General features: G+C 64.1%; 24 protein-coding genes. 12 read left to right on the forward strand and 12 right to left on the reverse strand.

What is annotated here, in order from left to right; all coding sequences use genetic code 11:
* Window positions 1-135: 135 nt before the first annotated feature.
* The 4 genes from F6X39_RS06170 to F6X39_RS06185 form a co-directional block, all read right to left on the reverse strand.
* Window positions 136-618: a hypothetical protein gene (locus F6X39_RS06170; RefSeq protein WP_187615968.1), complete on the reverse strand. Its 483-nt coding sequence runs from the start codon at window positions 616-618 to the stop codon at window positions 136-138.
* 27 nt (window positions 619-645) lie between these two features.
* Window positions 646-1425, reverse strand: coding sequence for a hypothetical protein (locus tag F6X39_RS06175; protein ID WP_187615969.1), 780 nt, complete (start codon window positions 1423-1425; stop codon window positions 646-648).
* A 334-nt stretch (window positions 1426-1759) separates the two neighbouring features.
* Window positions 1760-2083 carry a rhodanese-like domain-containing protein gene (locus F6X39_RS06180; protein ID WP_018419659.1) on the reverse strand — a complete coding sequence of 108 codons (324 nt, stop codon included), beginning with the start codon at window positions 2081-2083 and terminating at the stop codon, window positions 1760-1762.
* 90 nt (window positions 2084-2173) lie between these two features.
* A complete protein-coding gene (locus F6X39_RS06185) occupies window positions 2174-2827 on the reverse strand; it encodes a protein-L-isoaspartate O-methyltransferase family protein (protein WP_187615970.1) in 654 nt (217 codons plus the stop codon).
* Window positions 2828-3116: 289 nt separating this feature from the next.
* Between F6X39_RS06185 and F6X39_RS06190 the strand changes: the two genes are divergently transcribed.
* The 6 genes from F6X39_RS06190 (at window position 3117) to F6X39_RS06215 (ending at window position 10113) form a co-directional block, all read left to right on the forward strand.
* Complete coding sequence (locus F6X39_RS06190) at window positions 3117-4205, forward strand: LacI family DNA-binding transcriptional regulator (protein WP_187615971.1); 1089 nt, start codon at window positions 3117-3119, stop codon at window positions 4203-4205.
* Window positions 4206-4208: 3 nt separating this feature from the next.
* Complete coding sequence (locus F6X39_RS06195) at window positions 4209-5696, forward strand: sugar ABC transporter ATP-binding protein (RefSeq protein WP_187615972.1); 1488 nt, start codon at window positions 4209-4211, stop codon at window positions 5694-5696.
* Window positions 5677-6690, forward strand: a complete 1014-nt coding sequence (locus F6X39_RS06200) for an ABC transporter permease (protein WP_184045512.1) — start codon at window positions 5677-5679, stop codon at window positions 6688-6690. Before F6X39_RS06195 ends, F6X39_RS06200 begins: the two co-directional genes overlap by 20 nt.
* A gap of 147 nt (window positions 6691-6837) precedes the next feature.
* Window positions 6838-7800 carry a substrate-binding domain-containing protein gene (locus F6X39_RS06205; protein ID WP_090803384.1) on the forward strand — a complete coding sequence of 321 codons (963 nt, stop codon included), beginning with the start codon at window positions 6838-6840 and terminating at the stop codon, window positions 7798-7800.
* A 67-nt stretch (window positions 7801-7867) separates the two neighbouring features.
* Window positions 7868-8917 carry a sugar phosphate isomerase/epimerase family protein gene (locus tag F6X39_RS06210; protein ID WP_187615973.1) on the forward strand — a complete coding sequence of 350 codons (1050 nt, stop codon included), beginning with the start codon at window positions 7868-7870 and terminating at the stop codon, window positions 8915-8917.
* 44 nt (window positions 8918-8961) lie between these two features.
* Window positions 8962-10113 carry a Gfo/Idh/MocA family protein gene (locus tag F6X39_RS06215; RefSeq protein ID WP_187615974.1) on the forward strand — a complete coding sequence of 384 codons (1152 nt, stop codon included), beginning with the start codon at window positions 8962-8964 and terminating at the stop codon, window positions 10111-10113.
* A gap of 42 nt (window positions 10114-10155) precedes the next feature.
* Here F6X39_RS06215 and F6X39_RS06220 read toward each other — a convergent pair whose 3' ends face one another.
* From F6X39_RS06220 to F6X39_RS06245, 6 genes are all read right to left on the reverse strand, one after another.
* Window positions 10156-10416: a hypothetical protein gene (locus F6X39_RS06220; RefSeq protein WP_184045518.1), complete on the reverse strand. Its 261-nt coding sequence runs from the start codon at window positions 10414-10416 to the stop codon at window positions 10156-10158.
* Window positions 10417-10573: 157 nt separating this feature from the next.
* Window positions 10574-11338, reverse strand: a complete 765-nt coding sequence (locus F6X39_RS06225; RefSeq protein ID WP_187615975.1) for a ParA family protein — start codon at window positions 11336-11338, stop codon at window positions 10574-10576.
* Between the two features lie 90 nt (window positions 11339-11428).
* Complete coding sequence (locus tag F6X39_RS06230) at window positions 11429-12427, reverse strand: zinc-dependent alcohol dehydrogenase family protein (protein WP_187615976.1); 999 nt, start codon at window positions 12425-12427, stop codon at window positions 11429-11431.
* A 23-nt stretch (window positions 12428-12450) separates the two neighbouring features.
* Entirely contained in the window at window positions 12451-12861 is a 411-nt protein-coding gene (locus F6X39_RS06235; RefSeq protein WP_187615977.1) for a DUF302 domain-containing protein, read from the reverse strand.
* A 297-nt stretch (window positions 12862-13158) separates the two neighbouring features.
* Complete coding sequence (locus tag F6X39_RS06240) at window positions 13159-14328, reverse strand: ABC transporter substrate-binding protein (RefSeq protein ID WP_187615978.1); 1170 nt, start codon at window positions 14326-14328, stop codon at window positions 13159-13161.
* A 39-nt stretch (window positions 14329-14367) separates the two neighbouring features.
* The gene (locus tag F6X39_RS06245) at window positions 14368-15309 is read right to left on the reverse strand and encodes a CysB family HTH-type transcriptional regulator (RefSeq protein ID WP_184065266.1); all 942 of its coding nucleotides are present in this window, start codon (window positions 15307-15309) and stop codon (window positions 14368-14370) included.
* Window positions 15310-15534: 225 nt separating this feature from the next.
* Between F6X39_RS06245 and F6X39_RS06250 the strand changes: the two genes are divergently transcribed.
* The 6 genes from F6X39_RS06250 (at window position 15535) to cobA (ending at window position 21768) form a co-directional block, all read left to right on the forward strand.
* A complete protein-coding gene (locus tag F6X39_RS06250; protein ID WP_187615979.1) occupies window positions 15535-17214 on the forward strand; it encodes a nitrite/sulfite reductase in 1680 nt (559 codons plus the stop codon).
* A gap of 21 nt (window positions 17215-17235) precedes the next feature.
* A complete protein-coding gene (locus tag F6X39_RS06255) occupies window positions 17236-17778 on the forward strand; it encodes a DUF934 domain-containing protein (RefSeq protein ID WP_187615980.1) in 543 nt (180 codons plus the stop codon).
* Window positions 17775-18521: a phosphoadenylyl-sulfate reductase gene (locus F6X39_RS06260; protein ID WP_187615981.1), complete on the forward strand. Its 747-nt coding sequence runs from the start codon at window positions 17775-17777 to the stop codon at window positions 18519-18521. Before F6X39_RS06255 ends, F6X39_RS06260 begins: the two co-directional genes overlap by 4 nt.
* A gap of 101 nt (window positions 18522-18622) precedes the next feature.
* The gene (gene cysD, locus F6X39_RS06265; protein WP_187615982.1) at window positions 18623-19585 is read left to right on the forward strand and encodes a sulfate adenylyltransferase subunit CysD; all 963 of its coding nucleotides are present in this window, start codon (window positions 18623-18625) and stop codon (window positions 19583-19585) included.
* Window positions 19586-19609: 24 nt separating this feature from the next.
* A complete protein-coding gene (locus tag F6X39_RS06270; RefSeq protein WP_187615983.1) occupies window positions 19610-20926 on the forward strand; it encodes a sulfate adenylyltransferase subunit 1 in 1317 nt (438 codons plus the stop codon).
* Window positions 20927-21012: 86 nt separating this feature from the next.
* Window positions 21013-21768, forward strand: a complete 756-nt coding sequence (gene cobA, locus F6X39_RS06275; RefSeq protein WP_187615984.1) for a uroporphyrinogen-III C-methyltransferase — start codon at window positions 21013-21015, stop codon at window positions 21766-21768.
* A gap of 57 nt (window positions 21769-21825) precedes the next feature.
* Here the strand turns inward: cobA and F6X39_RS06280 are convergent, their stop codons facing one another.
* Window positions 21826-22206 carry a sirohydrochlorin chelatase gene (locus F6X39_RS06280; RefSeq protein ID WP_187615985.1) on the reverse strand — a complete coding sequence of 127 codons (381 nt, stop codon included), beginning with the start codon at window positions 22204-22206 and terminating at the stop codon, window positions 21826-21828.
* A 38-nt stretch (window positions 22207-22244) separates the two neighbouring features.
* The gene (gene lptG, locus F6X39_RS06285; protein WP_187615986.1) at window positions 22245-23393 is read right to left on the reverse strand and encodes an LPS export ABC transporter permease LptG; all 1149 of its coding nucleotides are present in this window, start codon (window positions 23391-23393) and stop codon (window positions 22245-22247) included.

Below are 23393 nucleotides of genomic sequence, written 5' to 3' on the forward strand. Positions count from 1 at the left end.
TCGAGAAAGCATTTGCATTGTTGCTCAAGCACTCGACCTGTTACTCCATGTCTGCTGTTATACCGAGCAGGTACCAGTCGTGAAGCGATGTGTACTGTTCAATGATTTTCATGTTGGGTCATCCTGGAGGTTGCGCTACCGATATTCCGAAGCGACTGTCCCGCCTTCAATCACCAAATGTTTCGCATCGCGTTTCGACTCGAAGAACCGCCAGTTCTCGTGATCCGATGTTACGTCCGGCGCTACAATCAAACGGAACGCTTGCGACAAGGACACGACCAGGCCGCAGTCCGAGTTGGCCGATATGCTCTCGACGATGATGGGTGCATTCCGCGCTAACAATTGCCGCAGACGCAGTGCAAATTCGTTAGCCTTCTCGTCGGGACCCCAGAGAGACTGTTCAGTTGCTATGACGTTGCCAGCTTCACTCAGCGTCCAGGCGCACTGAATATGAAGAGCCCATGCGCTGACCTGCTTGGGGACACCATAAAAGTTTTTCGCCTCGTGCTTCGGACCAAAACCCAAGGTAAGCATATCCGCTGCACGGCTGACGTCGCTCCATTCCAAGCCTCGCAGCACCTGCAAGCGGCGCTCGATTTCTCGTTGATCGTTAATCATTAAAATTCCTCCTCAAACCCGCTGGTGTTACCACAGATTGAACATGTCTTTAGCTCGTTCCATGATTTCGTGAAATCCCATGGGAGGCTCACTGCCGAGTTCGTAATGAAGCTGCTGGGCCTGGTCGGGAGTCAGGCGCAAGACTCTGGCAACGTCATTGGTCTGTTTGTTCTGGGCGAAATTGTTGCGCGGCCTTCCTTCGCTTCCAGCCAATTCCATCGCGTTGCCGATCGGCACGTCGGGCTGATAGTCGAACGGCTGCACATTGCCGAGCAGCGTTGAGGTGTGCCCATCGTCGGCGAGATCGCTTCCACCTCTAGCAGTGTGCGCGGCAATGAACTGGCTTTGCCGAGTGGCGGGATCAGACCGGCCGAACAGCTTGGGTCCGTCGTTCGGGAAATCGACTGCCCTCGCCGTGAAAGTCGTCATTGGCGTGCTGTCGGGTGGCGGAAGCAGGTCAGTACGACGCCCTTTAATGGCAAGCAGGGCGCCCCTGCGCACTTCGTCGAGAAGCGCACTGATGACCCACCAGCCATCAGTGTCGGGGTTCCGGTCCTGCACATTATGAAACCACAGCCAGCGACGCCTTATGATGCGCTCGACCAGCTTCCGGTCTTCCTCCCAGTCGCGACAGTTCAGTCCGGCAATATCGAGAAATTCCCGCGTATCTGCTTTGGCCGTCTCGAGGTCGGCGGCTTTGCGCAGGCACGCCTTGTAGTGCCACTCATCGGAGATCACATAACAAGCGCTCAACGGCCTCTGGCAAAACAACTCCACGGAGTGCATCTCAAATACGGACAGGGACATAGGGGTGCCGACGATCTATTTGAAGGCGCTGCCCGGATCGGCAGCGATCAGATAATCACCGCGCGATCGGTTGTCCGTATATGGGCGACGGCCCAAAATTTCCGCTTGCTTTTGCCAGCGTGCGCAATAGTCATCGGTCGGCAGGGACGTCCACGAACAACCGTTAGTCCCTGCTCAATGACGGGCTGAATGATCGCTCACAAAAAACAAAACACCCCGCAAGCCGTCGATCTTGCGGGGTGTTCGCCACCATTTCTGGCGCAGCACCAAAGACAAACGGCGCAAGGACCGTCAGCCCTTGCGCCGCTTCAACGCGCTACCTTCGCGCCGAATCTCAGTAAGTCGGAACCGACGGATCGACCTGACGCGACCACGCGTCGATCCCGCCTTGCAGATTGAACACGTTGGTGTGTCCGCGCGATTCGAGGAACATCGCGACCTGCGCGCTGCGCGCACCGTGATGGCAGATGCAGACGATCTGCGCGTCGTCATCGAGTTCTTCGCTGCGCGCGGGGATCTCGCGCATCGGAATCGACACGATGCCGGCGATCGACGCCGTTTGCAGTTCCCACGGCTCGCGTACGTCGAGCAGCACGGGTGCGGGGCGTGAGGTATCGGCGAGCCATTCGGCGAGTGCGGGAGCGGTCAGGTTTTGCATCAGCAAGACATCCAGTTCGTGGGGCGGCGGCTTACTCGCCGTCCGTCCAGATCAACAATACAGCGGCCAAGCGCAGCGAAAAAGAGCCGCTTAGAACCTGAACCGCGCCGGCTGCACCGCGTTGGCGAGCGGCTCGACATAGGTTTCGAACACGTCGGAGATGCGGTATTGCTTCTCGTCGATGCGCGTGATGATTTGCGCCTTCATCACCGGCGCGCTGCCGACGAACGCCGCGAGACGGCCGCCGATCTTCAACTGTTCGAGGATTTCCTGCGGCAGCACCGGCAGACCGCCCGACACGCAGATCACGTCGTACGGTGCCGCGCCGGTCCAGCCGCGCGCGGCGTCGCCGGTCGCGACTTCGACGTTCAGCACGCCGTTGGCGATCAGGTTGCTCTTCGCGAACTCGGCCAGTTCCGGTTCGATGTCGACGGTCAACACGTGTTGCGCGCGATGCGCGAGCAGCGCCGCCATGTAACCCGAGCCCGCGCCGATTTCCAGCACGCTTTCGTGCTTCTTCACCGCGAGTTCCTGCAGCACGCGCGCCTCGACGCGCGGCGCCAGCATGTGCTGGCCGGCCGGCAGCGGCACTTCGAAGTCCGCAAAAGCCAGGTCGCGGTAAGCGGCGGGGACGAAATTCTCACGTTTGACGATCGACAGCAGATTCAGCACGTCCTGGTCGAGCACTTCCCAGGGGCGGATCTGCTGTTCGATCATGTTGAAACGCGCTTGCTCGATGTTCATGGTGGATTCGGCGGTTTTGGTTTGGCGAGCGGGCGGCGGCTGCCGCAGACTTTTGTCCTGACCCGGCCCCGGCGGATTGCCGGCGGCCGCGGCTTCGGAGCAAGGTATTCGCATCGCAAGCCGCGTCAGGGGAACTGCGGGATTGTATCAAATGGCGGACTCGCGTCGGCCGCTCGCGGGCAAGCGACAGGCCGGGCGGCCCCCGTGTTAATCCCTAGCGATCCGTCCTTGCGATTCGCATCGCCATCGCCACAAAATGTAATCGATTACATTTTTGCTGTGAGGTCGTGTGTCCCGAACGCCGTCCCGATCGTCGCCGGCCGTGGTGTCCGGCGCGAGCAGTCAACCGCAACCTCAGCCGCAGAGGCGCTCGCCGCGCGCGGCCGACGGGCCGTCGATCGCCGGCGTGGCCGAGCAGGCGGGCGTGTCGGTCGCGACAGTGTCGCGCGTGCTGAACGGCCACGAGAACGTGCGGACCGCTACCCGCGACAGGGTGCTCGCCGCGATCGACGCGAGCGGCTACCGCGTCAACGAACTTGCGCGCAATCTGCGCACCGCCGAAAGCCGCCTGCTGCTGACGATGGTGCCGGACTTCGGCAATCCGTTTTACGCGGAGATCGTGCGCGGTATCGACAGCGTCGCGCGTCAGCACGGCTATTTCATGTTGCTATGCGACACCGGCGCGGACCCGGGGCGTGAGCGCAGCTACTTCGACATGCTGCGGCGGCGCCGCGCGGACGGCGCGATCTGCCTCGATCCGGCGACGATCCAGCAGGCGCTCGGTGAAGCGTCGCAGGCGCTGCCGTGGGTCGCGTGCTGCGAGTTCGATCCGCAGATGGGCGTGCCGTACGTCGGCATCGACAACTACCGCGCGGCGGGCGACGCCGTGCGCCACCTGCTCACGCGCGGCCACCGGCGCATCGGCTTGATCAATTCCGACGTCGACTATCTGTATGCGCGCCAGCGTCAGCAGGGCTACCTCGACGCCTTGAGCGACGCGGGCATCGCGCCCGACCCGCGCTGGCGCATGAATCTGAACAGCCTCGATTACGAGGCGGGTGCGTCGGCCGCGGCTGCGTTGATGCGGCAGCGCGATGCGCCGAGCGCGATTTTCGCCGTGTCGGACACGCTCGCGATCGGCGTGATCCACGGCTTGCGCTGCGTCGGCAAGCGCGTGCCCGACGACGTCGCCGTGGCCGGCTTCGACGACATCTCGCTCGCCGCGCAGATCGATCCGCCGCTCACGACGATCGCGCAGCCGATGCGCGAACTCGGCGAGACCGCCGCGCGTCTGTTGCTGCAACGCCTCGCGAATCGGCAGGCCAACGTGCCGGGCGTGCTGCTGCCGCATCGCCTCGTGATCCGTGGGAGTGCGTGAGCCATGAGCCTCGCGATCCGTTTCGACGACATCCGCAAGGACTTCGGGCCCGTGCGCGTGCTGCACGGCGTGAGCTTCGAACTCGCACCCGGCCGCATCTACGGCCTGCTCGGCGAGAACGGCGCGGGCAAGTCGACGCTGATGAAAATCCTCGCCGGTTATGAAACGGCAACGTCAGGCAGCGTGCTGGTCGACGGCCACGCGCAGCGCTTCGCCGGCTCACGCGACGCCGAGGCGCAGGGCATCGTGCTGATCCACCAGGAGTTCAACCTCGCCGAGCATCTGACGATCGCGCAGAACATGTACCTCGGTCACGAGAAGCGCCGCGGCTGGTTAGTCGACGATGCCGCGATGCGCAGCGACGCCGCGCGCTATCTCGCGCAGGTCGGGCTCGAGCGCGCGCCGGACACGAAGGTGCGCGAGCTGATCGTCGCGGAAAAGCAGATGGTCGAGATCGCGAAAGCGCTGTCGCGCCGCGCGCGTCTCCTGATCATGGACGAGCCGACCGCGACCCTGACGCCCGCCGAGACCGAACGGCTCTTCGCGCTGATGCTGAAGCTCAAGGCCGATGGCGTGACGATCGTCTACATCTCCCACAAGCTCGATGAAGTGGAGCGCATCACCGACGAAGTGATCGTGATGCGCGATGGCCGCTTCGTCGCGCGCGGTGAAACCGCGGGGCTCGCGCGTCAGCAGATGGCGAACCTGATGGTCGGGCGCGACGTGTCCGACATGTTCCCCGACAAGCGGACGGTGCCCGCCGACACGCCGATCGCGTTGCGTGTGAACGGCCTGACGGTGCCCGACTGGGTCGAGGATCTAAGCTTCGAGGTGCGCGCGGGCGAAGTGCTCGGCTTCGCGGGCCTCGTCGGCGCGGGCCGCACCGAGGCGTTCGAGGCGATCATCGGCTTGCGCAAACGCTCGGGCGGCACGATTGAAATCGCCGGCCGGGCAGTCGATCTGAAGAACCCGCGCGACGCGATGCGCCACGGTCTCACGTATCTGAGCGAGGACCGTAAGGGCAAGGGTCTGCACGTCGACCTGAGCCTGCAGGACAACGTCACGCTGATGACGCTCGAACGCTACGCGCATCCGCTGCTCGACATCAAAGCGGGGCGCGCGGCCTTGCAGAAGGCCGTCGGCGAATTCGGCATTCGTACCGGCGACCTGTCAAGCCGCGCGCGCATGCTGTCGGGCGGCAACCAGCAGAAGCTCGCGCTCGCGAAGTTCCTGCAGCCCGACCCGAACGTGATCGTGCTCGACGAGCCGACGCGCGGCGTCGACGTCGGCGCGAAGCGCGACATCTACTTCCTGATTCATCGTCTCGCCGCGCAGGGCCGCGCGGTGATCGTCATTTCATCCGAACTGGTCGAGCTGATCGGCTTGTGCCATCGCGTCGCCGTGATGCGCGCGGGACATCTGCAAGCGACGCTGACGCTCGAGCATCTGACCGAAGAGGAGTTGATCGCTCATGCGACCGGCACCCACTGAAGCCGTGCAATCACGGCGCGCGCTGCGCGTCGCGCAGCGGCTCTATACGCTCGGGCCGCTCGCCGGGCTGATCGTGCTGTGCATCGTCGGCACGCTGCTCAATCGCGACTTCGCGACGCTCGACAACCTGATGAACGTGCTCACGCGCACGTCGTTCATCGGCATCATCGCGGTCGGCATGACCTTCGTGATCATCTCGGGCGGCATCGATCTGTCGGTCGGCTCGATGGCCGCGCTGATCGCGGGCATCATGATCTGGCTGATGAACGGGCTCGCGGCGGGCGCGGCCGGTCATGCGTTGCCGCCGCTCGTGATCGTGACAATCGGCATCGTCGCGGCGTTCGTGCTCGGCGCGCTGTTCGGCTGCGCGCATGGGCTGCTGATCACCAAAGGGCGCATCGAGCCGTTCATCGTCACCCTGGGCACGCTCGGGATTTTTCGCGCGGTGCTGACATGGCTGGCCGATGGCGGCGCGCTGACGCTCAATGATTCGCTATCGGACCTCTACGGTCCGGTCTATTACGCGAGCCTGTTCGGCGTGCCGGTGCCGATCTGGGTGTTTCTCGTGGTCGCGGCCGGCGGCGCGCTGATCCTCAATCGCACCGCGTTCGGCCGGCACGTCCAGGCGATCGGCTCGAACGAACAGGTCGCGCGTTATGCGGCGATTCGCGTCGATACGGTGAAGATCGTCACTTATGTGCTGCTGGGGATTTGCGTGGGCGTGGCCACCGTGCTCTACGTGCCGCGCCTCGGCTCCGCCACGCCGACCACGGGCCTGTTGTGGGAGCTCGAAGCGATCGCGTCGGTGGTGGTCGGCGGCACCGCGCTCAAGGGCGGCGAGGGACGCGTGATCGGCACCGTGATCGGCGCGATCCTGCTGTCGGTGATCGCGAACATCCTGAACCTGACCAGCATCATCAGCGTGTATCTGAACGCGGCGGTGCAGGGCGTCGTGATTATTTTCGTCGCGTTCGTGCAGCGTGGGCGGCGCTAGCCGCGCACTTCCAGCGGCGCGAGCGCAGTGAAAAAAGCGCGCTGAACAAATCGCAGCGAAGCAGGCGTAGCAAAGCAGGCGCGGTAAACCAACGGCAGGTCCGAAAAATCGGGGCGAGCGAACGCCTCATGATTGGAGACACACACCATGAAGCAAGTCATTCGAGCGATCGGCGCCGGCGTGCTGGCGTTGGGGATACTGGGCACGAGCGGCGCGGCGCGCGCCGACGACAAGGTCACGCTGGGCGTCGCGATTCCGACGGCCGATCACGGCTTCACCGGCGGCATCGTCTGGTGGGCGAACAAGGCGAAGGCGGATCTCGAGAAGGCGCATCCCGATCTGAAAGTGATCGTGAAAACGGCCGCCAACGCACCCGAGCAGGCGAACCAGTTGCAGGATCTCGTGACGGTCAACAAGATCAACGCGCTCGTGATCTTCCCGTACGAATCGGCGACGCTGACACAGCCGGTCGAGCAGGTGAAGAAGAAAGGCGTGTACGTGACGGTGGTCGATCGCGGCCTGACGAACACCAGTGCGCAGGACGCCTACGTGGCCGGCGACAACACCGCGTTCGGCAAGATTCCGGCCGAGTACCTGGCGAAGGCACTTGATGGCAAGGGCAACGTCGTCGCGCTGCGCGGCATTCCGACCACGCTCGACAACGAGCGCTGGACCGCCTTCACCGGCGTGATGAAAAACTATCCGGACATCAAGATTCTCGACGCCAGGTACGCGAACTGGAATCGCGACGACGCGTTCAAGGTGATGCAGGACTACCTGACGCGCTTCAAGCACATCGACGCCGTATGGGCCGCCGACGACGACATGGCGGTCGGCGTGCTGAAGGCGATCGATCAGGCGAAGCGCAACGACATCAAGATCGTGTTCGGCGGCGCGGGCTCGAAGGGGATGGTGAAGAACGTGATGGACGGCGCGCCGATGATCAAGGCCGACGTGTCGTACTCGCCGAAATTCATCTACGACGCGATCAAGCTGACGGCCGAAGCGCGGCTGAAGGGCGACAAGCTGCCGGCCACCACGATCATTCCGTCGGTGCTGATCACGAAGGAAAACGCCCAGCAGTTCTATTTCCCCGACTCGCCGTTCTGAGCGGCGCGCCGAGCATCGTCTAGCACGCGCGGGCGCGGCCCGCGCGCAAAGTTCGAGGAACCGTACGATGAAAACCATCAAAGGGCCGGCGATTTTTCTCGCGCAGTTCGTGGGCGACGACGTGCCGTTCGACAACCTCGGGCATCTCGCGGATTGGGCCGCGGGTCTCGGCTTCAAGGGCATCCAGGTGCCGTGCGACCCGCGCCTGATCGATCTCGACAAGGCGGCCGCGAGCGACGCGTATTGCGACGAACTGCGCGAGAGCGTCGACAACGCGGGCGTCGCGATCACCGAACTATCGACCCATCTGCAAGGGCAACTGGTCGCCGTGCATCCGGCTTACGACACGCTGTTCGACGGCTTCGCCGCGCCGCAGGTGCGCGGCAATCCGGCGGCGCGCACCGAATGGGCGATCGCGCAGATGAAGCTCGCGGCGCAGGCGTCGCGTCGTTTGGGCCTGAGCACGCACGTGTCGTTTTCGGGCGCGCTCGCGTGGCCGTATCTGTACCCGTGGCCGCAGCGGCCGGCCGGTCTCGTCGAAGGCGCGTTCGAAGAGCTCGCGCGCCGCTGGACGCCGATTCTCGATGCGTTCGACGCGGCCGGCGTCGATGTCTGCTACGAACTGCATCCGGGCGAAGACCTGCACGACGGCGTGACGTTCGAGCGCTTTCTCGCGGCGGTCGATCAGCATCCGCGCGCGAACATCCTGTACGACCCGAGCCACTTCGTGCTGCAACAGCTCGACTATCTCGCGTTCATCGATATCTACCACGAGCGCATCAAGGCGTTTCATGTGAAGGACGCGGAGTTTCGTCCGACCGGCAAGCAGGGCGTGTACGGCGGCTACAGCGGCTGGGTCGAACGCGCGGGGCGGTTTCGCTCGCTCGGCGATGGGCAGATCGACTTCGGCGCGATCTTCTCGAAGATGGCGCAGTTCGATTTTCCGGGCTGGGCCGTGCTCGAATGGGAATGCGCATTGAAGCATCCGCACGACGGCGCGCGCGAAGGCGCGGCGTTCATTCGCCGGCACATCATCCGCGTGGCCGAGCGTGCGTTCGATGACTTCGCGGGAAGCGGTGTCGATACCGCGCAGTTAAAAAGCGTGCTCGGCATCTGACAGCCGGGCGGTGACAGCCGACGCAACACATGGGAGCGCAAACAATGCAGCGAAGAAGGCTCAGGCTGGGGATGGTCGGCGGCGGGCAGGGCGCATTCATCGGCGCCGTGCATCGGATCGCCGCGCGGCTCGACGATCGTTTCGAACTGGTGGCGGGCGCGTTGTCGTCCGATTCCGAGCGCGCGCGGGCGAGCGCCGTCGAAGCGGGCATCGCGCGCAGCTACGCGGATTGGCGCGAGATGGCGCGCGCCGAGGCCGCGCGCGAGGACGGCATCGACGCGGTCGCGATCGTCACGCCGAATCATCTGCACGCGCCGGTCGCGACGGCGTTTCTCGAAGCCGGCATCCACGTGATCTGCGACAAGCCGCTCGCGGTTTCGCTCGCCGAAGGCGAAGCGCTCGCGAAGCTCGCGCAATCAAAAAAGCGGCTGTTTGCGTTGACGCATACCTATTCGGGCTACCCGCTCGTGCGGCATGCGCGCGAGCTGGTCGAACGTGGCGAACTGGGCGAGATTCGCGTCGTGCAGGTCGAGTATGCGCAGGACTGGCTCGCCGAGCCGGTCGAAACAGGCGGCGCGAACAGGCAGGCGGGCTGGCGCACCGATCCGGCGTTGGCGGGACCGGCCGGGTGCCTCGGCGATATCGGCACGCACGCGTATCAACTGGCCGCTTTCGTGACGGGGATGATGCCGAGCGCGCTGTCGGCCGAGTTGCACACGTTCGTAGCGGGGCGTCGTGTCGACGATCACGTGCAGGCGATGCTGCGTTATGCGAACGGCGCGCGCGGCATGTTGTGGGCCAGCCAGGTGGCGAGCGGCGCGGAGAACGCGCTGCGCTTGCGCGTGTATGGCACGAAAGCAGGACTCGCGTTCGATCAGGAGGAGCCGAACGCCTTGTGGTTCACGCCGTTGGGCGGCGCTGCCGAACGATTGACGCGCGCTCGGGTGAATAGTCAGGTTGCCGCGCATGCGACCCGTGTGCCGGCCGGGCATCCGGAAGGCTATCTGGAAGCGTTCGCGCAGTTGTACCAGGATGCGGCGTTGCAGATCGATGCGTTGAACGACGGTCGCACGCCACCAGCCGAGAGCCTGCTATTGACGACGGTCGATGATGGCGTCGACGGTTTGCGGTTTATCGACGCGGTGCTGAAGAGCAGTGCGGCGGATGGGCGGTGGGTGCAGATGGAAGGGGCATGAAGCGTTGCAACAAAACGCCAGGTCGACGAAGCTGCCGAAGCGTCAACCGCCCTTGCTTTTCTTGATCTGCGCTTCGAACGCGATATCGAGCTTGCTGGCCTTGCGCGGCTTCTGCGGGCCGTAGGCGTCGACGAACTTGACGAAGTCGTCGAGCGTCAGCGGGTCGGACACTTTCTGGTCGACTCCGCTCGATTTGTCGACCAGATAGAACAGGCCGCCGGACAGACTGATCGCGGCGAAGCGCGGGTTGCCGCTGCGCGTTTTCAGGCGCTCGACGGCGTGGATGGCTCGGGTAGTGCGCATGAGGGGGACTGCGGCGGCTGATTGACGAGAGCGTTACTTTAACAATTTTGCCGACGGTATGCGGTTGTGGACTACGGACGAAAACACGCGATGAACCACGACCCGCTCAGCGACGGCAAGATCATCGCTTGCTGGCAGCGCAACGCGTCGCTCCGGCTTACTCGCTCAACTCCCGATGCAACGCCCGATACTCCTGCGCGAGCTTATGCCCCGGATCGAGATGAATGACGGGTGTCGCCAGCTGATGCGACTCACGGATCTTCACCGACGATGACAAGCGCGACCCCAGCACCGGCAAGCCTTCGCCGATCAGTTCGTCGACGAGCTTTTGCGGCAGGCTCGCGCGAGGCTGGAACTGGTTGATGACGATGCCCTCCACCTGCAGCGCGTCGTTGTGATCCTGCTGGATCTCCTTGACGTTTTCGAGCAGCGTGTAGAGCGCGCGACGCGAGAAGTCGTCGCAGTCGAACGGAATCAGACAACGCTCGACGGCGATCAGCGCCGAGCGCGTGTAGAAGTTCAGCGCGGGCGGCGTGTCGATGTAAATCGCGTCGTACATGTCGAGTTCGTTCAGCGCGTCGCGCAGCTTGTAGATCTTGTAGCGCGATTCGAGCTTGCCGTGCAGCGTGTCGAGGTCGGGATGGGCGGGCATCACGTCGAGATTCTCGAAGCGCGTCGGATGGATGAACGAGGTCGCTTCCACGGGTTTGAAGCTGAAGCCGAGCGCGGTTTCGAAGAAGCCCGCGACGGTGGGGTGGACTTCGCTCGCCTGGGCCCCGAGCAGATACTGGGTCGAATTCGCCTGAGCGTCGAGGTCGATCACCAGCGTACGCAGACCTTCGCTCGCGCTGATGGCCGCCAGGTTGCAGACGATGGTCGATTTGCCTACGCCACCTTTCTGATTGAATACAACGCGCCGCATGGTCTCCCCTTGAACGGAAGCGGTTACAAAGGGCCCAGCATACCTGAGTCGGGTGACGGCGCTGATTTCGATGGGTTGTTCCTGACCGGGTCAGCGTTGCGCGGTATCCACGTCGACCACCACCTTCACACGTCCAGTCCCACTGGCAACGAGCTGATAGGCCTCGTCTGCGCTGCGCAAATCGAACCGTGTCTGATCGACCACGGGCGCGAGCGCGCCGCTTTCCACGAGCCGCGTCGCTTCGCGCATCATCTCGCCGAGGTGCGCGCGATATCGACCGGTCAGCAACGGATACAGCGTAAAGATCCCTGAATAGCTGGCTTCACGAAACGATAGCGGCGCAAGCGCATGCGTCCCCCAGCCAAGCGCACTGACCACGTGCCCAAAATGCCGGACCGCGGCGAACGACGCATCGAGCGAGGCCCCCCCTACCGTATCGACGACCAGATCGAATCCTTCGCCATTGGTCAAACTCGCCACATACTGTTCGACCGTCTGCGCGCGGTAGTCGATCGGTGTCGCGCCAAGCCGCCGCACCAGCTCGGCATTGTGTGCGCTCGCGGTTGCATAGACGTCGGCGCCGAGCGCGCGCGCCAGTTGCACGGCGATGTGGCCGACCCCTCCGGCGCCACCCTGGACCAGCACCTTGGTTCCGCCTTGCAGATGCGCGCGATCGACGATACCCGCATACGACGTGATGAACGCGAGCGGCAACGCGGCGGCCTCGCGCATCGACAGATTGCGCGGCGCATGGGCGAGCAGGGCGGCATCGACCGCAGCGTACTCGGCGAGTGACCCCTGGATGCCGCCGACGCCGCCGGTCATGCCATACACGTTGTCGCCGACAGCGAACCCGCCGACGCCATCGCCGAGCGCCTCCACCGTGCCCGCAAGGTCGATACCGAGGACGAGCGGCAACGGGTGTTGCGCGTGCCCGGCCTCGCCCGCGCGAATCTTGATGTCGAGCGGATTGAGGCCGCTCGCGGCGACGCGCACCAGGACCTGGCCGGCAGCGGGTTCCGGGCGGGGCAGCGTCGTGTATTCGAGCGGGCCGTTGTATTGGCTGAGGACCAGAGCGTGCATGGACATGGCGGTCTCCTTCGTTCGAGGCGTTATCGCGCGGCCGCATCGACGAGGGCGGCCACACCGCTCACCGGCTTCATCAAGTCGTCCGGCAGACCATGCCGCTCACGAAGATAGGCCGTCGAGTTGAACGATAGCCACGCACGGCCGTCCGCGTCCTCCCAGACGAGCACCTTCAAAGGAAGATCGAGCGCGGCGGTCGGCGCGAGTTGCATCAACGGTGTACCGGCTTTGGGATTGCCGAAGATCAGGAGCCGGCTGAACGGCATCGCCAGTCCCTCGCGCCCAGCGTCACCGCTGAAATCGATGCACGCGAAAACCGTCAGCCCTCGCTCCAGAATCAAGGTTCGAAGACGCTCGGCGGTCGCGTCGCCCGCATGGGTGCTTGCAACGGTGACGATGCCAGCGCTGGCGTTCTCTGCGATCGAAGCGGTGGCCATCATGCCTCCCGTGCGGATGCTGTGCTCCGGCAGCGTTCGCGTGATCAGGTCTGCCGGACGGGCAACGCGTTGACCGTGACGCAGCATGCGTCGCATGCGTGCAATGCGCCAACGGAGAAGCGGATCCATGCAGTGTAGGCGTTCGCTGGCGCGGTGTGGCCGATCGTGCGGACGCGCCGTGAGGGAAGTTCTACCGAAAGGCGAAAGAAAGCGGATGGGGTGCCCGCTGAACGAACGGCGGCTTGCACATTCGCGAAGCCGCCGTCAGGGGCGCCTGATCGGCGCCCCGATGCCAGATTACTGGCTCAGGTAAACAAACTTGCCATTCTTGATGGTGCCCATCACGCTCGCCCGCTGATCGAGACCGACGTGATCCTTCGGGCTCGTATTGACGACCCCGTTCGGCACCACCAGCTCATGCGCGTGTTCGAGCTCGTCGCGCAATGCGACGCGAAACGCCGGCGTACCCGGCTGCGCGGTCTTCAACGCGCGCGCGACGGCGTCCTGCAGGCGCGGGTACACGCCGGCCGCGTCGCCCGCGAACTGCGTGACGCTGCCGGGGCCGTACTTCGCCTCGTACGCGTCGACGAACGCGAGCGCCGCCTTCTTCGACGGATGATCGGCCGGCAGCGTGCGCGCGACGACGACCGGTTGCGTCGGGAACAGCGTGCCTTCCACGTCTTTACCGCCGAGCTTGATGAACTCCGGTGTCGCGATGCCATGCGTCTGATAGATCGGGCCCTTGTAGCCGCGCTCGATCAGCGTGCGCTGCGGCAGTACCGTTGGGGTGCCCGCGCCGGCGATCAGGATCGCGTCGGGCTTCGCGGCCATCAGCTTCAGGATCTGGCCGGTCACGCTCGCGTCGGTGCGGTTGTAGCGCTCGGTCGCGACCAGCTGGATATGGCGCAGCGCAGCGAACTTGCTGAACTCGTTGAGCCAGCTTTCGCCGTAGCCATCCGCGAAACCGATGAAACCGACCGTCTTCACGTCGTGGTTCGACATGTAGCGCGTCATCACGTCGGCCATCGCGCTATCGGTCTGCGCCATCTTGTAGGCCCAGATCTTTTTGCCTTCCTGCGGCTCGACGACGATCGCCGAGCCGATCAGCGTGATCATCGGCGTCTGGCTGTCGGCGACCGGATCGAGCGCGGCCATCGCGGCCGGCGTGATGTTCGGGCCGACGACCACGTCGACGTGGTCCTCGTCGATCAGCTTGCGGATGTTGCGCACGGCGTTGCCGGGGTCGGACGCGTCGTCGAGGAAAATGTAGTCGGCTTTCTGGCCGGCGATCGTCTGCGGCCACATCAGCATCGCGTTCTTGCTCGTGATGCCGATCACGGCGGCCGGTCCGGTGTACGACAGATCGATGCCGACTTTCAGGTCGGCGTGCGCCGCGCCGGCGACGAGCAGCGCCGCGGCCGCGAGGCCGCGCAGGGTGTTGCGTACTTTATTGTTATGCAACTTCATCGGAAGGTCTCCGTAGCGAGAGAGCGGTATGGAAGCGGTTCAAAGCTCATAGGTTTCGTGTTCGCCCTTCAGCGCCTGCTCGATCAGCTTGCGGCTCAGGCTCGGCGACAGCAGCTCGACGAGCGTGTACACGTAGCTGCGCAGATACGCGCCCTGTTTCAGCGCGACGCGCGTCACGTTGCTGCCGAACAGATGGCCGACCGGCATCGCGCGCAAATGGCGGTCGCGCTCGGCGTTGAACGCGATGTCGGCCATGATGCCGACGCCGAGGCCCAGCTCGACGTAGGTCTTGATCACGTCGGCGTCGATCGCCTCGAGCACGATGTCCGGATGCAGCCCGCGCAGGCGGAACGCTTCGTTGATCTTGGTGCGGCCGGCGAACGCGTTGTCGTACGTAATCAGCGGGTACTGGGTCAGGTCGTCGAGCGACAGCAGCTTGCGCTCGAGCAGCGGATGGTCGGGCTGCAGCACCGCGACGTGGTGCCACTGGAAGCAGGGCAGCGACACCAGATCCTTGTAGTTCGAGATCGCCTCGGTCGCGATCGCGAGGTCGGCCTGGTCGTGCAGCACCATTTCGGCGACCTGGGTCGGGCTGCCTTGCAGAATTGAAAGGTGAACCTTCGGAAAGCGCTTCTTGAACTCCGCGATCGCCGCGGGCAGCGAGTAGCGCGCCTGCGTGTGGGTCGCGGCGATCGTCAGGTTGCCCTGATCCTGCGCCGCGAAGTCCTTGCCGACCCGCTTCAGGCTTTCCACTTCCTGCAGGATCTTTTCGACCGACTCCAATATGATGCGGCCCGGCTCGGTCAGCGAGCGCACGCGCTTGCCGTGGCGGGTAAAGATTTCGACGCCAAGTTCGTCCTCCAGCTCGATGATCGCCTTCGAGACGCCCGGCTGGCTCGTAAACAACGCCTTGGCCGCTTCGGTGAGGTTGAAGTTCTGCCGCACAGCCTCGCGGACGAAGCGGAATTGGTGCAGGTTCATATATAACCTCGCCGCATATAAAAAGAATTTTTTAGTCGTTTGAAATATAAGGCGAGTTTATTACGATCTGTCCATCTTTTTCAATATGGATATCTGTATTTGTTATAAGCAAATGAGCGATGGGTCTAAACGCTCGCTTGCGATAGCTGACAAAGCCGGTATTCAAGCCGCGGCCGATCCGGACGGTCGCGTGTCACGCAAGTTTCGAAAAATTGGGGCCCCCGAATGTACCAATACGATCAGTACGACCAGACCATCGTCGATGAACGGGTCGCGCAGTACGCCGATCAGGTTCGCCGCCGCTTGTCGGGCGAATTGAGCGAAGAGGAATTCCGTCCGCTGCGCCTGCAGAACGGTCTGTATTACCAGCGCCACGCGTACATGCACCGCATCGCGATTCCGTACGGCAACTTGCGCAGCGACCAGATGCGCGTGCTCGCGCAGATCGCGCGCGAACACGACCGCGGCTACGGCCATTTCTCGACGCGTACGAACATCCAGTACAACTGGATCAAGCTCGAAGAAACGCCGGAGATTCTGCGCAAGCTCGCCTCGGTGCAGATGCACGGCATTCAGACCTCGGGCAACTGCATTCGCAACATCACCGCCGATCAATTCGCCGGCGTGGCGCCCGACGAAGTCGTCGATCCGCGTCCGTGGGCCGAAATCCTGCGTCAATGGTCGACGTTCCACCCCGAATTCGCGTGGCTGCCGCGCAAGTTCAAGATCGCGGTGTCGGGTTCGAAGGAAGACCGCGCGGCCGTGCAGATTCACGACATGGGCGTGTATCTGCGCAAGAACGAACAGGGCGAACTGGTGGCCGACATCCTCGCCGGTGGTGGTTTGGGCCGCACGCCGATCGTCGGCGCGGTGATCCGCCGCGATCTGCCGTGGCAGCACCTGCTGACCTATAGCGAAGCCGTGTTGCGTGTGTACAACCGCTACGGCCGCCGCGACAACATGTACAAGGCGCGTATCAAGATTCTGGTGAAGGCGCTGTCGCCGGAGAAGTTCGCCGCGCAGGTCGAAGAAGAGTGGCAGCACCTGAAGGACGGCCCGTCGACGCTCACGCAGGCCGAAGTCGATCGCGTGACGCAATACTTCGCGCCGCCCGCTTACGACAAGCTGCCGGACACCGATACGCCGTTCGAAAAGCATCTGCTGGAAAACCGCGCGTTCGCGCGCTGGGTCGAGCGTAACGTGCGTCCGCACAAGGTGGCGGGCTACGCGTCGGTCACGCTGTCGCTGAAGCCGACCACGGTTGCGCCGGGCGACGCGACGGACGTGCAGATGGACGCGGTCGCCGACTGGGCCGACGAATACTCGTTCGGCAAGGTCCGCGTGTCGCACGAACAGAACCTGATCCTCGCCGACGTCAAGAAGCGCGACCTGTTCGCGCTGTGGGAAAAGGCCAGGGCGCAGGGTTTCGCGACGCCGAACATCGGCTTGTTGACCGACATCATCTCGTGCCCGGGCGGTGACTTCTGCTCGCTCGCGAATGCGAAGTCGATTCCGATCGCGCTCGCGATCCAGGAACGTTTCAACGATCTCGACTACGTGTACGACCTCGGCGACGTGTCGCTGAACATCTCGGGCTGCATCAACGCGTGCGGTCACCATCACGTCGGCAACATCGGCATTCTGGGCGTCGACAAGGACGGCTCCGAGTGGTACCAGGTGACGCTCGGCGGCGAGCAGGGCACCGGCGCGACCGGCGCTCACCTTGGCCGTGTGATCGGCCCGTCGTTCTCGGCCGAGGAAATGCCCGACGTGATGACGAAGGTGATCGATACGTTCGTGGAAAACCGCCAGGAAGGCGAGCGTTTCATCGATACGTACACCCGCATCGGCATCGCGCCGTTCAAGGAGCGCGTGTACGCCGCGCGTCAACCGGCTCACGCGTAACCGCGAAAGGATACTGAACAGATGGCTTCAATCATCAAGAACCGCGCGATCGTCAACGACGACTGGAGCGTCGTGCGTGCCGCGGAAGACGGCGCTTTGCCGGCAGTGGCCGAACTGCCGGCCGGCAAGGTCATCGTGCCGCTGGCGCTGTGGCAGGCCGAGCGTGAAGCGCTCGTGGCCGCGCGTCAAGCCGCCGACATCGGCGTGTGGCTCGCGCCGGATAACGAACCGGCGGACCTCGTCGGCGACTTCGACAAGCTCGCGCTGATCGCCGTGGACTTCCCGGTGTTCCGCGACGGCCGTGGCTACAGCATCGGCCGTCTGCTGCGCGAGCGCTATGGCTACAAGGGCGAACTGCGCGCGATCGGCGACGTGCTGCGCGACCAGATCACGTTCATGTTCCGTTGCGGCTTCGACGCGTATGCACTGCGCGCCGACAAGGACATCAACGACGCGTTGAAAGCGTTCGACGACTTTAGCGTGCAGTACCAGGGCGCCGTGGACACGTCGCCGCTGTTCCGCCGCCGTGCCGCGCAGGCTGGCGCCGCCAAGGTCCCGGCATGAGCGCCGCCCAATCGTTGAGCCCGGAACTCGCGGCGAAGGTCGAGCGTCTCGACGCGCTGCTCGACTCGATCGCCGCGCGTCACGCGAACGTGAAGCTCGCGAGCAGCCTCGCGGCCGAAGACATGCTGCTCACGCATGCGATCCTGTCGCGCGGCGTGAAGATCGGCATCTTTTCGCTGAACACGGGGCGTCTGCATGCGGAAACGCTCGGCATGCTCGACCGCGTGAAAGAGCGCTACGGCTACGACATCGAGCAGTTTCATCCGCAGGCGGCCGCGGTCGAGCAGTATGTGAACGGGCACGGCCTGAACGCATTCTATGAAAGCGTCGAGCTGCGCAAGCGCTGCTGCGAGATCCGCAAGGTCGAGCCGCTCAATCGCGCGCTTGCCGAGGTCAGCGCCTGGGTGACCGGGCAGCGTCGCGAGCAATCGGTCACCCGTGCCGAGCTGCACGAGGAAGAGCACGACAGCGCGCGCAATATCGCCAAATTCAATCCACTCGCGGACTGGACCGAAGCCGAAGTCTGGGATTATCTTAGTGCGTTCGACGTGCCGGTCAATCCGCTGCATGCGCGCGGTTATCCGAGCATCGGCTGCGAGCCGTGTACGCGTGCGATCCGCCCCGGCGAAGACAGCCGGGCGGGGCGCTGGTGGTGGGAGTCGCGCGATACGAAGGAATGCGGTTTGCATATCACGGCGATTACTCCGATTGCGGTCGAGCGCAACGAAAACGCGTCGGCCTGAGCGCCGCGTACCGAGCTTGCGGCGCATTACCGCCGAAACCGATCTGAATATTTTCGCCCGTGCGAGCAGCGCTTGCCGGGCGAACCAACGAAGGACCCGCTATGAGCGCCACGCTCGATTCCACTGTCAACGCTCCGCTTGCCAACACGGTCAACCGGATGGATCACCTCGATTGGCTCGAAGCCGAGTCGATTCACATCCTGCGCGAACTGGTCGCCGAATGCAGCAAGCCGGCGCTGCTGTTTTCGGGCGGCAAGGATTCGGTCGTGGTGCTCGCGCTCGCGCTGAAGGCGTTCGGCCTCGGCGCGAACCGCAAAACGCAGCTACCGTTCCCGCTCGTGCATATCGACACGGGCCACAACTACGACGAAGTGATCGACTTCCGCGATCGTCGCGCGCAAGAGATCGGCGCGGAACTGGTGGTCGGCCATGTTGAAGATTCGATCAAGCGCGGCACCGTGCGTCTGCGTCGCGAAACGGATTCGCGCAATGCCGCGCAGGCGGTGACGCTGCTCGAAACCATCGAGCAGTACGGTTACACCGCGATGATCGGCGGCGCGCGCCGCGACGAGGAAAAGGCCCGCGCGAAAGAGCGCATCTTCTCGTTCCGTGACGAATTCGGCCAGTGGGACCCGAAGGCGCAGCGCCCGGAACTGTGGAGCCTGTACAACGCGCGTCTGCACAACGGCGAACACATGCGCGTGTTCCCGATCTCGAACTGGACCGAGCTCGACGTATGGCAATACATCGCGCGTGAACAGCTCGAACTGCCGTCGATCTACTACGCGCACCAGCGCGAGATCGTGCGCCGCAACGGCCTGCTCGTGCCGGTCACGCCGCTCACGCCGATGCGCGAAGGTGAGACGAGCGAACAGGCGCTCGTGCGTTTCCGCACGGTCGGCGACATCAGCTGCACGTGCCCGGTCGAAAGCGACGCGGACGTCATCGAGAAGATCATCGCCGAGACGGCCGTCACCGAAATCACGGAACGCGGCGCGACGCGGATGGACGACCAGGTGTCGGAAGCGGCGATGGAGCAGCGCAAGAAGCAGGGTTATTTCTAAGCACACGACGAAGGCAAAGCAACCATGAGCAGTATTCATCAACCAGAAGACCTCGGCGTGCTGCGTTTCATCACCGCGGGCAGCGTCGACGACGGCAAGAGCACGTTGATCGGCCGCCTGCTGTACGACAGCAAGGCGGTATTGAGCGACCAGCTCTCGGCGCTGTCGCGCGCGAAGAACAAGCGCACCGTCGGCGATGAAATCGATCTGTCGCTGTTGACCGACGGCCTCGAAGCCGAGCGCGAGCAGGGGATCACGATCGACGTCGCCTACCGCTACTTCGCCACCGCCAAGCGTAAGTTCATCATCGCCGATACGCCGGGCCATGAGCAGTACACGCGCAACATGGTGACGGGCGCGTCGACCGCGCATGCGGCGATCATTCTCGTCGACGCGACGCGCGTGACGTTCGAAAACGGCGTCGCGCAACTGCTGCCGCAAACCAAGCGTCATAGCGCGATCGTCAAGCTGCTCGGTCTGCAGCACGTGATCGTCGCGATCAACAAGATGGACCTCGTCGACTACAGCGAAGCGCGCTTCAACGAGATCCGCGACGCGTACGTCGAGCTCGCGCGTCACCTCGGTCTGCAGGACGTGCGCTTCGTGCCGGTGTCGGCGCTGAAGGGCGACAACATCGTCACGGCGAGCGAGCGCATGCCGTGGTACGCGGGCGAGCCGCTACTCGACGTGCTCGAAGCGCTGCCGGTCGAAACCGCGAGCGGCGAGGCGCTGCGCTTTCCAGTGCAGTGGGTCGCGCGCCAGGACGGCAGCCAGGCCGACGATTTCCGTGGCTACATGGGCCGGGTCGAATCGGGCGAAGTGAAGCTCGGCGACACGATCGTCGTGTTGCCGGCCAATCGCGAAGCGACCGTGGCCGAGATTATCGCGCCGGTGGTCGGCGGCACCGCGCAGGTGGACCGTGCGTTCGCCGGTCAGACGGTGACGATCCGTCTCACCGAAGACGTCGACGTGTCGCGCGGCGACACCTTCGTGCTGCGCGAAGCGGCGCCGGAGCCGGCGAAGAAGCTCGAAGCGGACCTCTGCTGGTTCGACGACACGCCGCTGTCGACGCAGCGCAAGTATCTGCTGAAGCAGACCACCAGCACGGTGTTCGCCAAGATCGGCGCGATCAAGGAAGTGCTCGACGTGCATACGCTGTCGCAGGCGACCGATCGCAAGGAACTGGCGATGAACGACATCGGTCGTGTCGCGCTGACCTTGCAGAAGCCGCTCGTGTGCGACGCGTACGACTCGCATCAGGGCACCGGCGCGTTCGTGCTGATCGACGAGGCGACGAACCACACGGTCGCCGCCGGCATGATCCGCGCGTTTTCCGCCTGAGCACGGCAAGGCTGGCAGGCGACGGATGGGCCACACAGGCGGCGCAACGCGCCGCCGCGTACGCTCCAACGAACAGGTTGATGTCAATGGGTAAGGTTTATCTGATCGGCGCGGGACCCGGTGCCGCGGACCTGATTACGGTGCGCGGCGCGCGGCTGCTCGGCGCCGCCGACGTCGTGCTGCACGACGCGCTGGTCGAGCCGGCGATGCTCGACTACGCGCCCGCGCGCGCGAAGCGCATTGCGGTCGGCAAGCGCTGCGGCCAGCTATCGACGGCCCAACAGTTCATCAACAAGCAGATCGTCGATGCGGCTTTGGAGCACGACGTGGTCGTGCGTTTGAAGGGCGGCGATCCGATGCTGTTCGGCCGCGCCGACGAAGAGATGCGAGCGCTCGAAGCCGCGGGCATCGAGTATGAAGTCGTGCCGGGCATCACCGCCGCGCTGGCGAGCGCGGCCACGCTGAAGCGTTCGCTGACGCTGCGCGGCGTGTCGCGCAGCGTCGCGCTCGCGACGTTCAGCCGCGCGCCAGGTTCCGATGAGATCCGCGAGCAGGTCAACGCCGATTCGCTGGTGTTCTACATGGGCCGCGACAGTGGCGTCGAAATCGCGCAGCAACTGATCGATGCTGGCAAGCCCGCGACGACGCCCGTGGCGATCGTCGAGGCGTGCAGCACGCCGCGCGAACGCATGCTGACGCTGACGTTGGAAGATCTTGCGACCGGCGAAGCGCAGCGCTGGGTCGATGCGTCGCAGCCGAGTCTGTTGATGATCGGCGAGGCGTTCGCGGCGCGGCAGACCGAGGCGAAGCGCTCGTCGAATGGGATGCTGGTCGCGGCCTGAATATCCTCGGCAGGGCCGACCCGAGAGCGGCGAATCTGAGCAACCAGAACGAAAAAATCAGAGCTGCCGCAAGCAATATTGCGCGAGCGCATCCAGCACCGAATCATCCTCGCCGACCGCCACCGCGCAGCGAATCTCGACACCGGGATGCGCGGCGCGGCAATGATTGACGATCGCGGGCAAATCCTTGCGGACATGACCGCCTTGTCCGAAGAACACCGGCACCACGGTGATCGCATCGCAGCCTTGCGTGACGAGTTGCGCGACGGCCGTCGGCAGGTCGGGTTCCATCAGTTCGAGAAAGGCGAGCGTAACCGCAGGAGCTTCGCCCGTCGCCGCGCGCGCGGCGCGCAGCTTGTCGGCGAGCCGCTCGAACGGCTCGCGCCAGCGCGCATCGCGCGCGCCGTGGCCAAACAGAATCAGTCCGTGCATAGCCATCGCATCAGCTCCTGACGATGCCCCTCAACGCACTGGCGTTAGTGCCGGTCGACCCACTTCAACCCGACGAGCCCCAGCACCAGGTAGACGAGCCCAGGTGTCGCCGCGGTCAACGGCGCGGGCCACGTATTGAGCGTGCCGATATGCGAGAACAGCGTGTTGAACAGCTGGAAGCTCATGCCGAGCATGATGCCGCCGAACACCTTCACGCCGACCACGCCCGCGCGCGTATGCAGATACGCGAACGGCAGCGACAGCACCAGCATCACGAACACCGCGAACGGATACAGCACCTTGCGCCACAGCGCGATTTCATAGCGCTGCGTGTCCTGATGGTTTTCGGTCAGATGCTGGATATAGCGGAACAGATTGAACATCGACATCCGGTCCGGCGACACCAGCAGCACCGACAGGATCTGCGGCGTCAGCTCCGAGCGCAGCGAATACTCGGGCAGTGTGACCTGCTTCGCGCGATAGACCGGATTGAGCGCATCTGCCGGCGTACCCGGAGCGGGGGTCACGTCGAGCAGTTGCGTATCGGTCACGCCGGTCAGCAGCCAGTGGCCCGGCGGCTGATAGCGGCCGCTCTGCGCGATGCGAATGTTCGACAGGCGGAACTTCGAATCGAACTCGTAGATGCGCACGTTGCTGATCGTCGCGTCGGGCTTCAGCTCGCCGACGTTGACGAAGCGCGTGACCTGCTCGCCGTCGGCGCGCTCGGTCAGCGTGTCCTTGACCCACACGCCCGACTGGAAGTTGCTCGACACCGACGAGCCGAGCGCCTCGAGCCGCACGCGCTCGGAGAGCTGATCCGTATACGGGCCGACCACTTCGCCGATCAGATAGGTGACGATCACGAGCGGAATGCCGATCTTCAGCAGCGAGCGCAGCGCCTGATTCGTCGCGAGTCCTGATACGCGGAAGATCGTGTATTCGGAGTTCGCCGCCATCTGCGCGAACACGTAGATCGCGCTGATCAGCGCCGCGACCGGAATGATTTCGTAGAAACGCGACGGCGTTTGCAGCGCGACGCGCAGCACCGCGTACTGAAACTTGTAGTTGCCGTGGCCGACCGAGTTCAGTTCGTTGATCAGGTCGAAGAAGAAGAACAGACCTGAAAATGCAAACAGGATGAACACGAACGTGAGATAGATCTGACGCGCGAAATACCTTTCATAAATGCGCAT

The sequence above is a fragment of the Paraburkholderia sp. UCT2 genome (assembly GCF_014397665.1).
GTDB lineage: Bacteria > Pseudomonadota > Gammaproteobacteria > Burkholderiales > Burkholderiaceae > Paraburkholderia > Paraburkholderia tuberum.

Coding starts and splice junctions, on each gene's coding strand:
- F6X39_RS06170 (WP_187615968.1), bottom strand. CDS start 618: ATGATTAACGATCAACGAGAAATCGAGCGCCGCTTGCAGGTGCTGCGA.
- F6X39_RS06255 (WP_187615980.1), top strand. CDS start 17,236: ATGGCTTCAATCATCAAGAACCGCGCGATCGTCAACGACGACTGGAGC.
- lptG (WP_187615986.1), bottom strand. CDS start 23,393: ATGCGCATTTATGAAAGGTATTTCGCGCGTCAGATCTATCTCACGTTC.
- F6X39_RS06175 (WP_187615969.1), bottom strand. CDS start 1,425: ATGTCCCTGTCCGTATTTGAGATGCACTCCGTGGAGTTGTTTTGCCAG.
- F6X39_RS06225 (WP_187615975.1), bottom strand. CDS start 11,338: ATGCGGCGCGTTGTATTCAATCAGAAAGGTGGCGTAGGCAAATCGACC.
- F6X39_RS06235 (WP_187615977.1), bottom strand. CDS start 12,861: ATGGCCACCGCTTCGATCGCAGAGAACGCCAGCGCTGGCATCGTCACC.
- F6X39_RS06215 (WP_187615974.1), top strand. CDS start 8,962: ATGCAGCGAAGAAGGCTCAGGCTGGGGATGGTCGGCGGCGGGCAGGGC.
- cysD (WP_187615982.1), top strand. CDS start 18,623: ATGAGCGCCACGCTCGATTCCACTGTCAACGCTCCGCTTGCCAACACG.
- cobA (WP_187615984.1), top strand. CDS start 21,013: ATGGGTAAGGTTTATCTGATCGGCGCGGGACCCGGTGCCGCGGACCTG.
- F6X39_RS06230 (WP_187615976.1), bottom strand. CDS start 12,427: ATGTCCATGCACGCTCTGGTCCTCAGCCAATACAACGGCCCGCTCGAA.
- F6X39_RS06205 (WP_090803384.1), top strand. CDS start 6,838: ATGAAGCAAGTCATTCGAGCGATCGGCGCCGGCGTGCTGGCGTTGGGG.
- F6X39_RS06180 (WP_018419659.1), bottom strand. CDS start 2,083: ATGCAAAACCTGACCGCTCCCGCACTCGCCGAATGGCTCGCCGATACC.
- F6X39_RS06260 (WP_187615981.1), top strand. CDS start 17,775: ATGAGCGCCGCCCAATCGTTGAGCCCGGAACTCGCGGCGAAGGTCGAG.
- F6X39_RS06250 (WP_187615979.1), top strand. CDS start 15,535: ATGTACCAATACGATCAGTACGACCAGACCATCGTCGATGAACGGGTC.
- F6X39_RS06220 (WP_184045518.1), bottom strand. CDS start 10,416: ATGCGCACTACCCGAGCCATCCACGCCGTCGAGCGCCTGAAAACGCGC.
- F6X39_RS06240 (WP_187615978.1), bottom strand. CDS start 14,328: ATGAAGTTGCATAACAATAAAGTACGCAACACCCTGCGCGGCCTCGCG.
- F6X39_RS06280 (WP_187615985.1), bottom strand. CDS start 22,206: ATGGCTATGCACGGACTGATTCTGTTTGGCCACGGCGCGCGCGATGCG.
- F6X39_RS06245 (WP_184065266.1), bottom strand. CDS start 15,309: ATGAACCTGCACCAATTCCGCTTCGTCCGCGAGGCTGTGCGGCAGAAC.
- F6X39_RS06200 (WP_184045512.1), top strand. CDS start 5,677: ATGCGACCGGCACCCACTGAAGCCGTGCAATCACGGCGCGCGCTGCGC.
- F6X39_RS06195 (WP_187615972.1), top strand. CDS start 4,209: ATGAGCCTCGCGATCCGTTTCGACGACATCCGCAAGGACTTCGGGCCC.
- F6X39_RS06270 (WP_187615983.1), top strand. CDS start 19,610: ATGAGCAGTATTCATCAACCAGAAGACCTCGGCGTGCTGCGTTTCATC.
- F6X39_RS06210 (WP_187615973.1), top strand. CDS start 7,868: ATGAAAACCATCAAAGGGCCGGCGATTTTTCTCGCGCAGTTCGTGGGC.
- F6X39_RS06185 (WP_187615970.1), bottom strand. CDS start 2,827: ATGAACATCGAGCAAGCGCGTTTCAACATGATCGAACAGCAGATCCGC.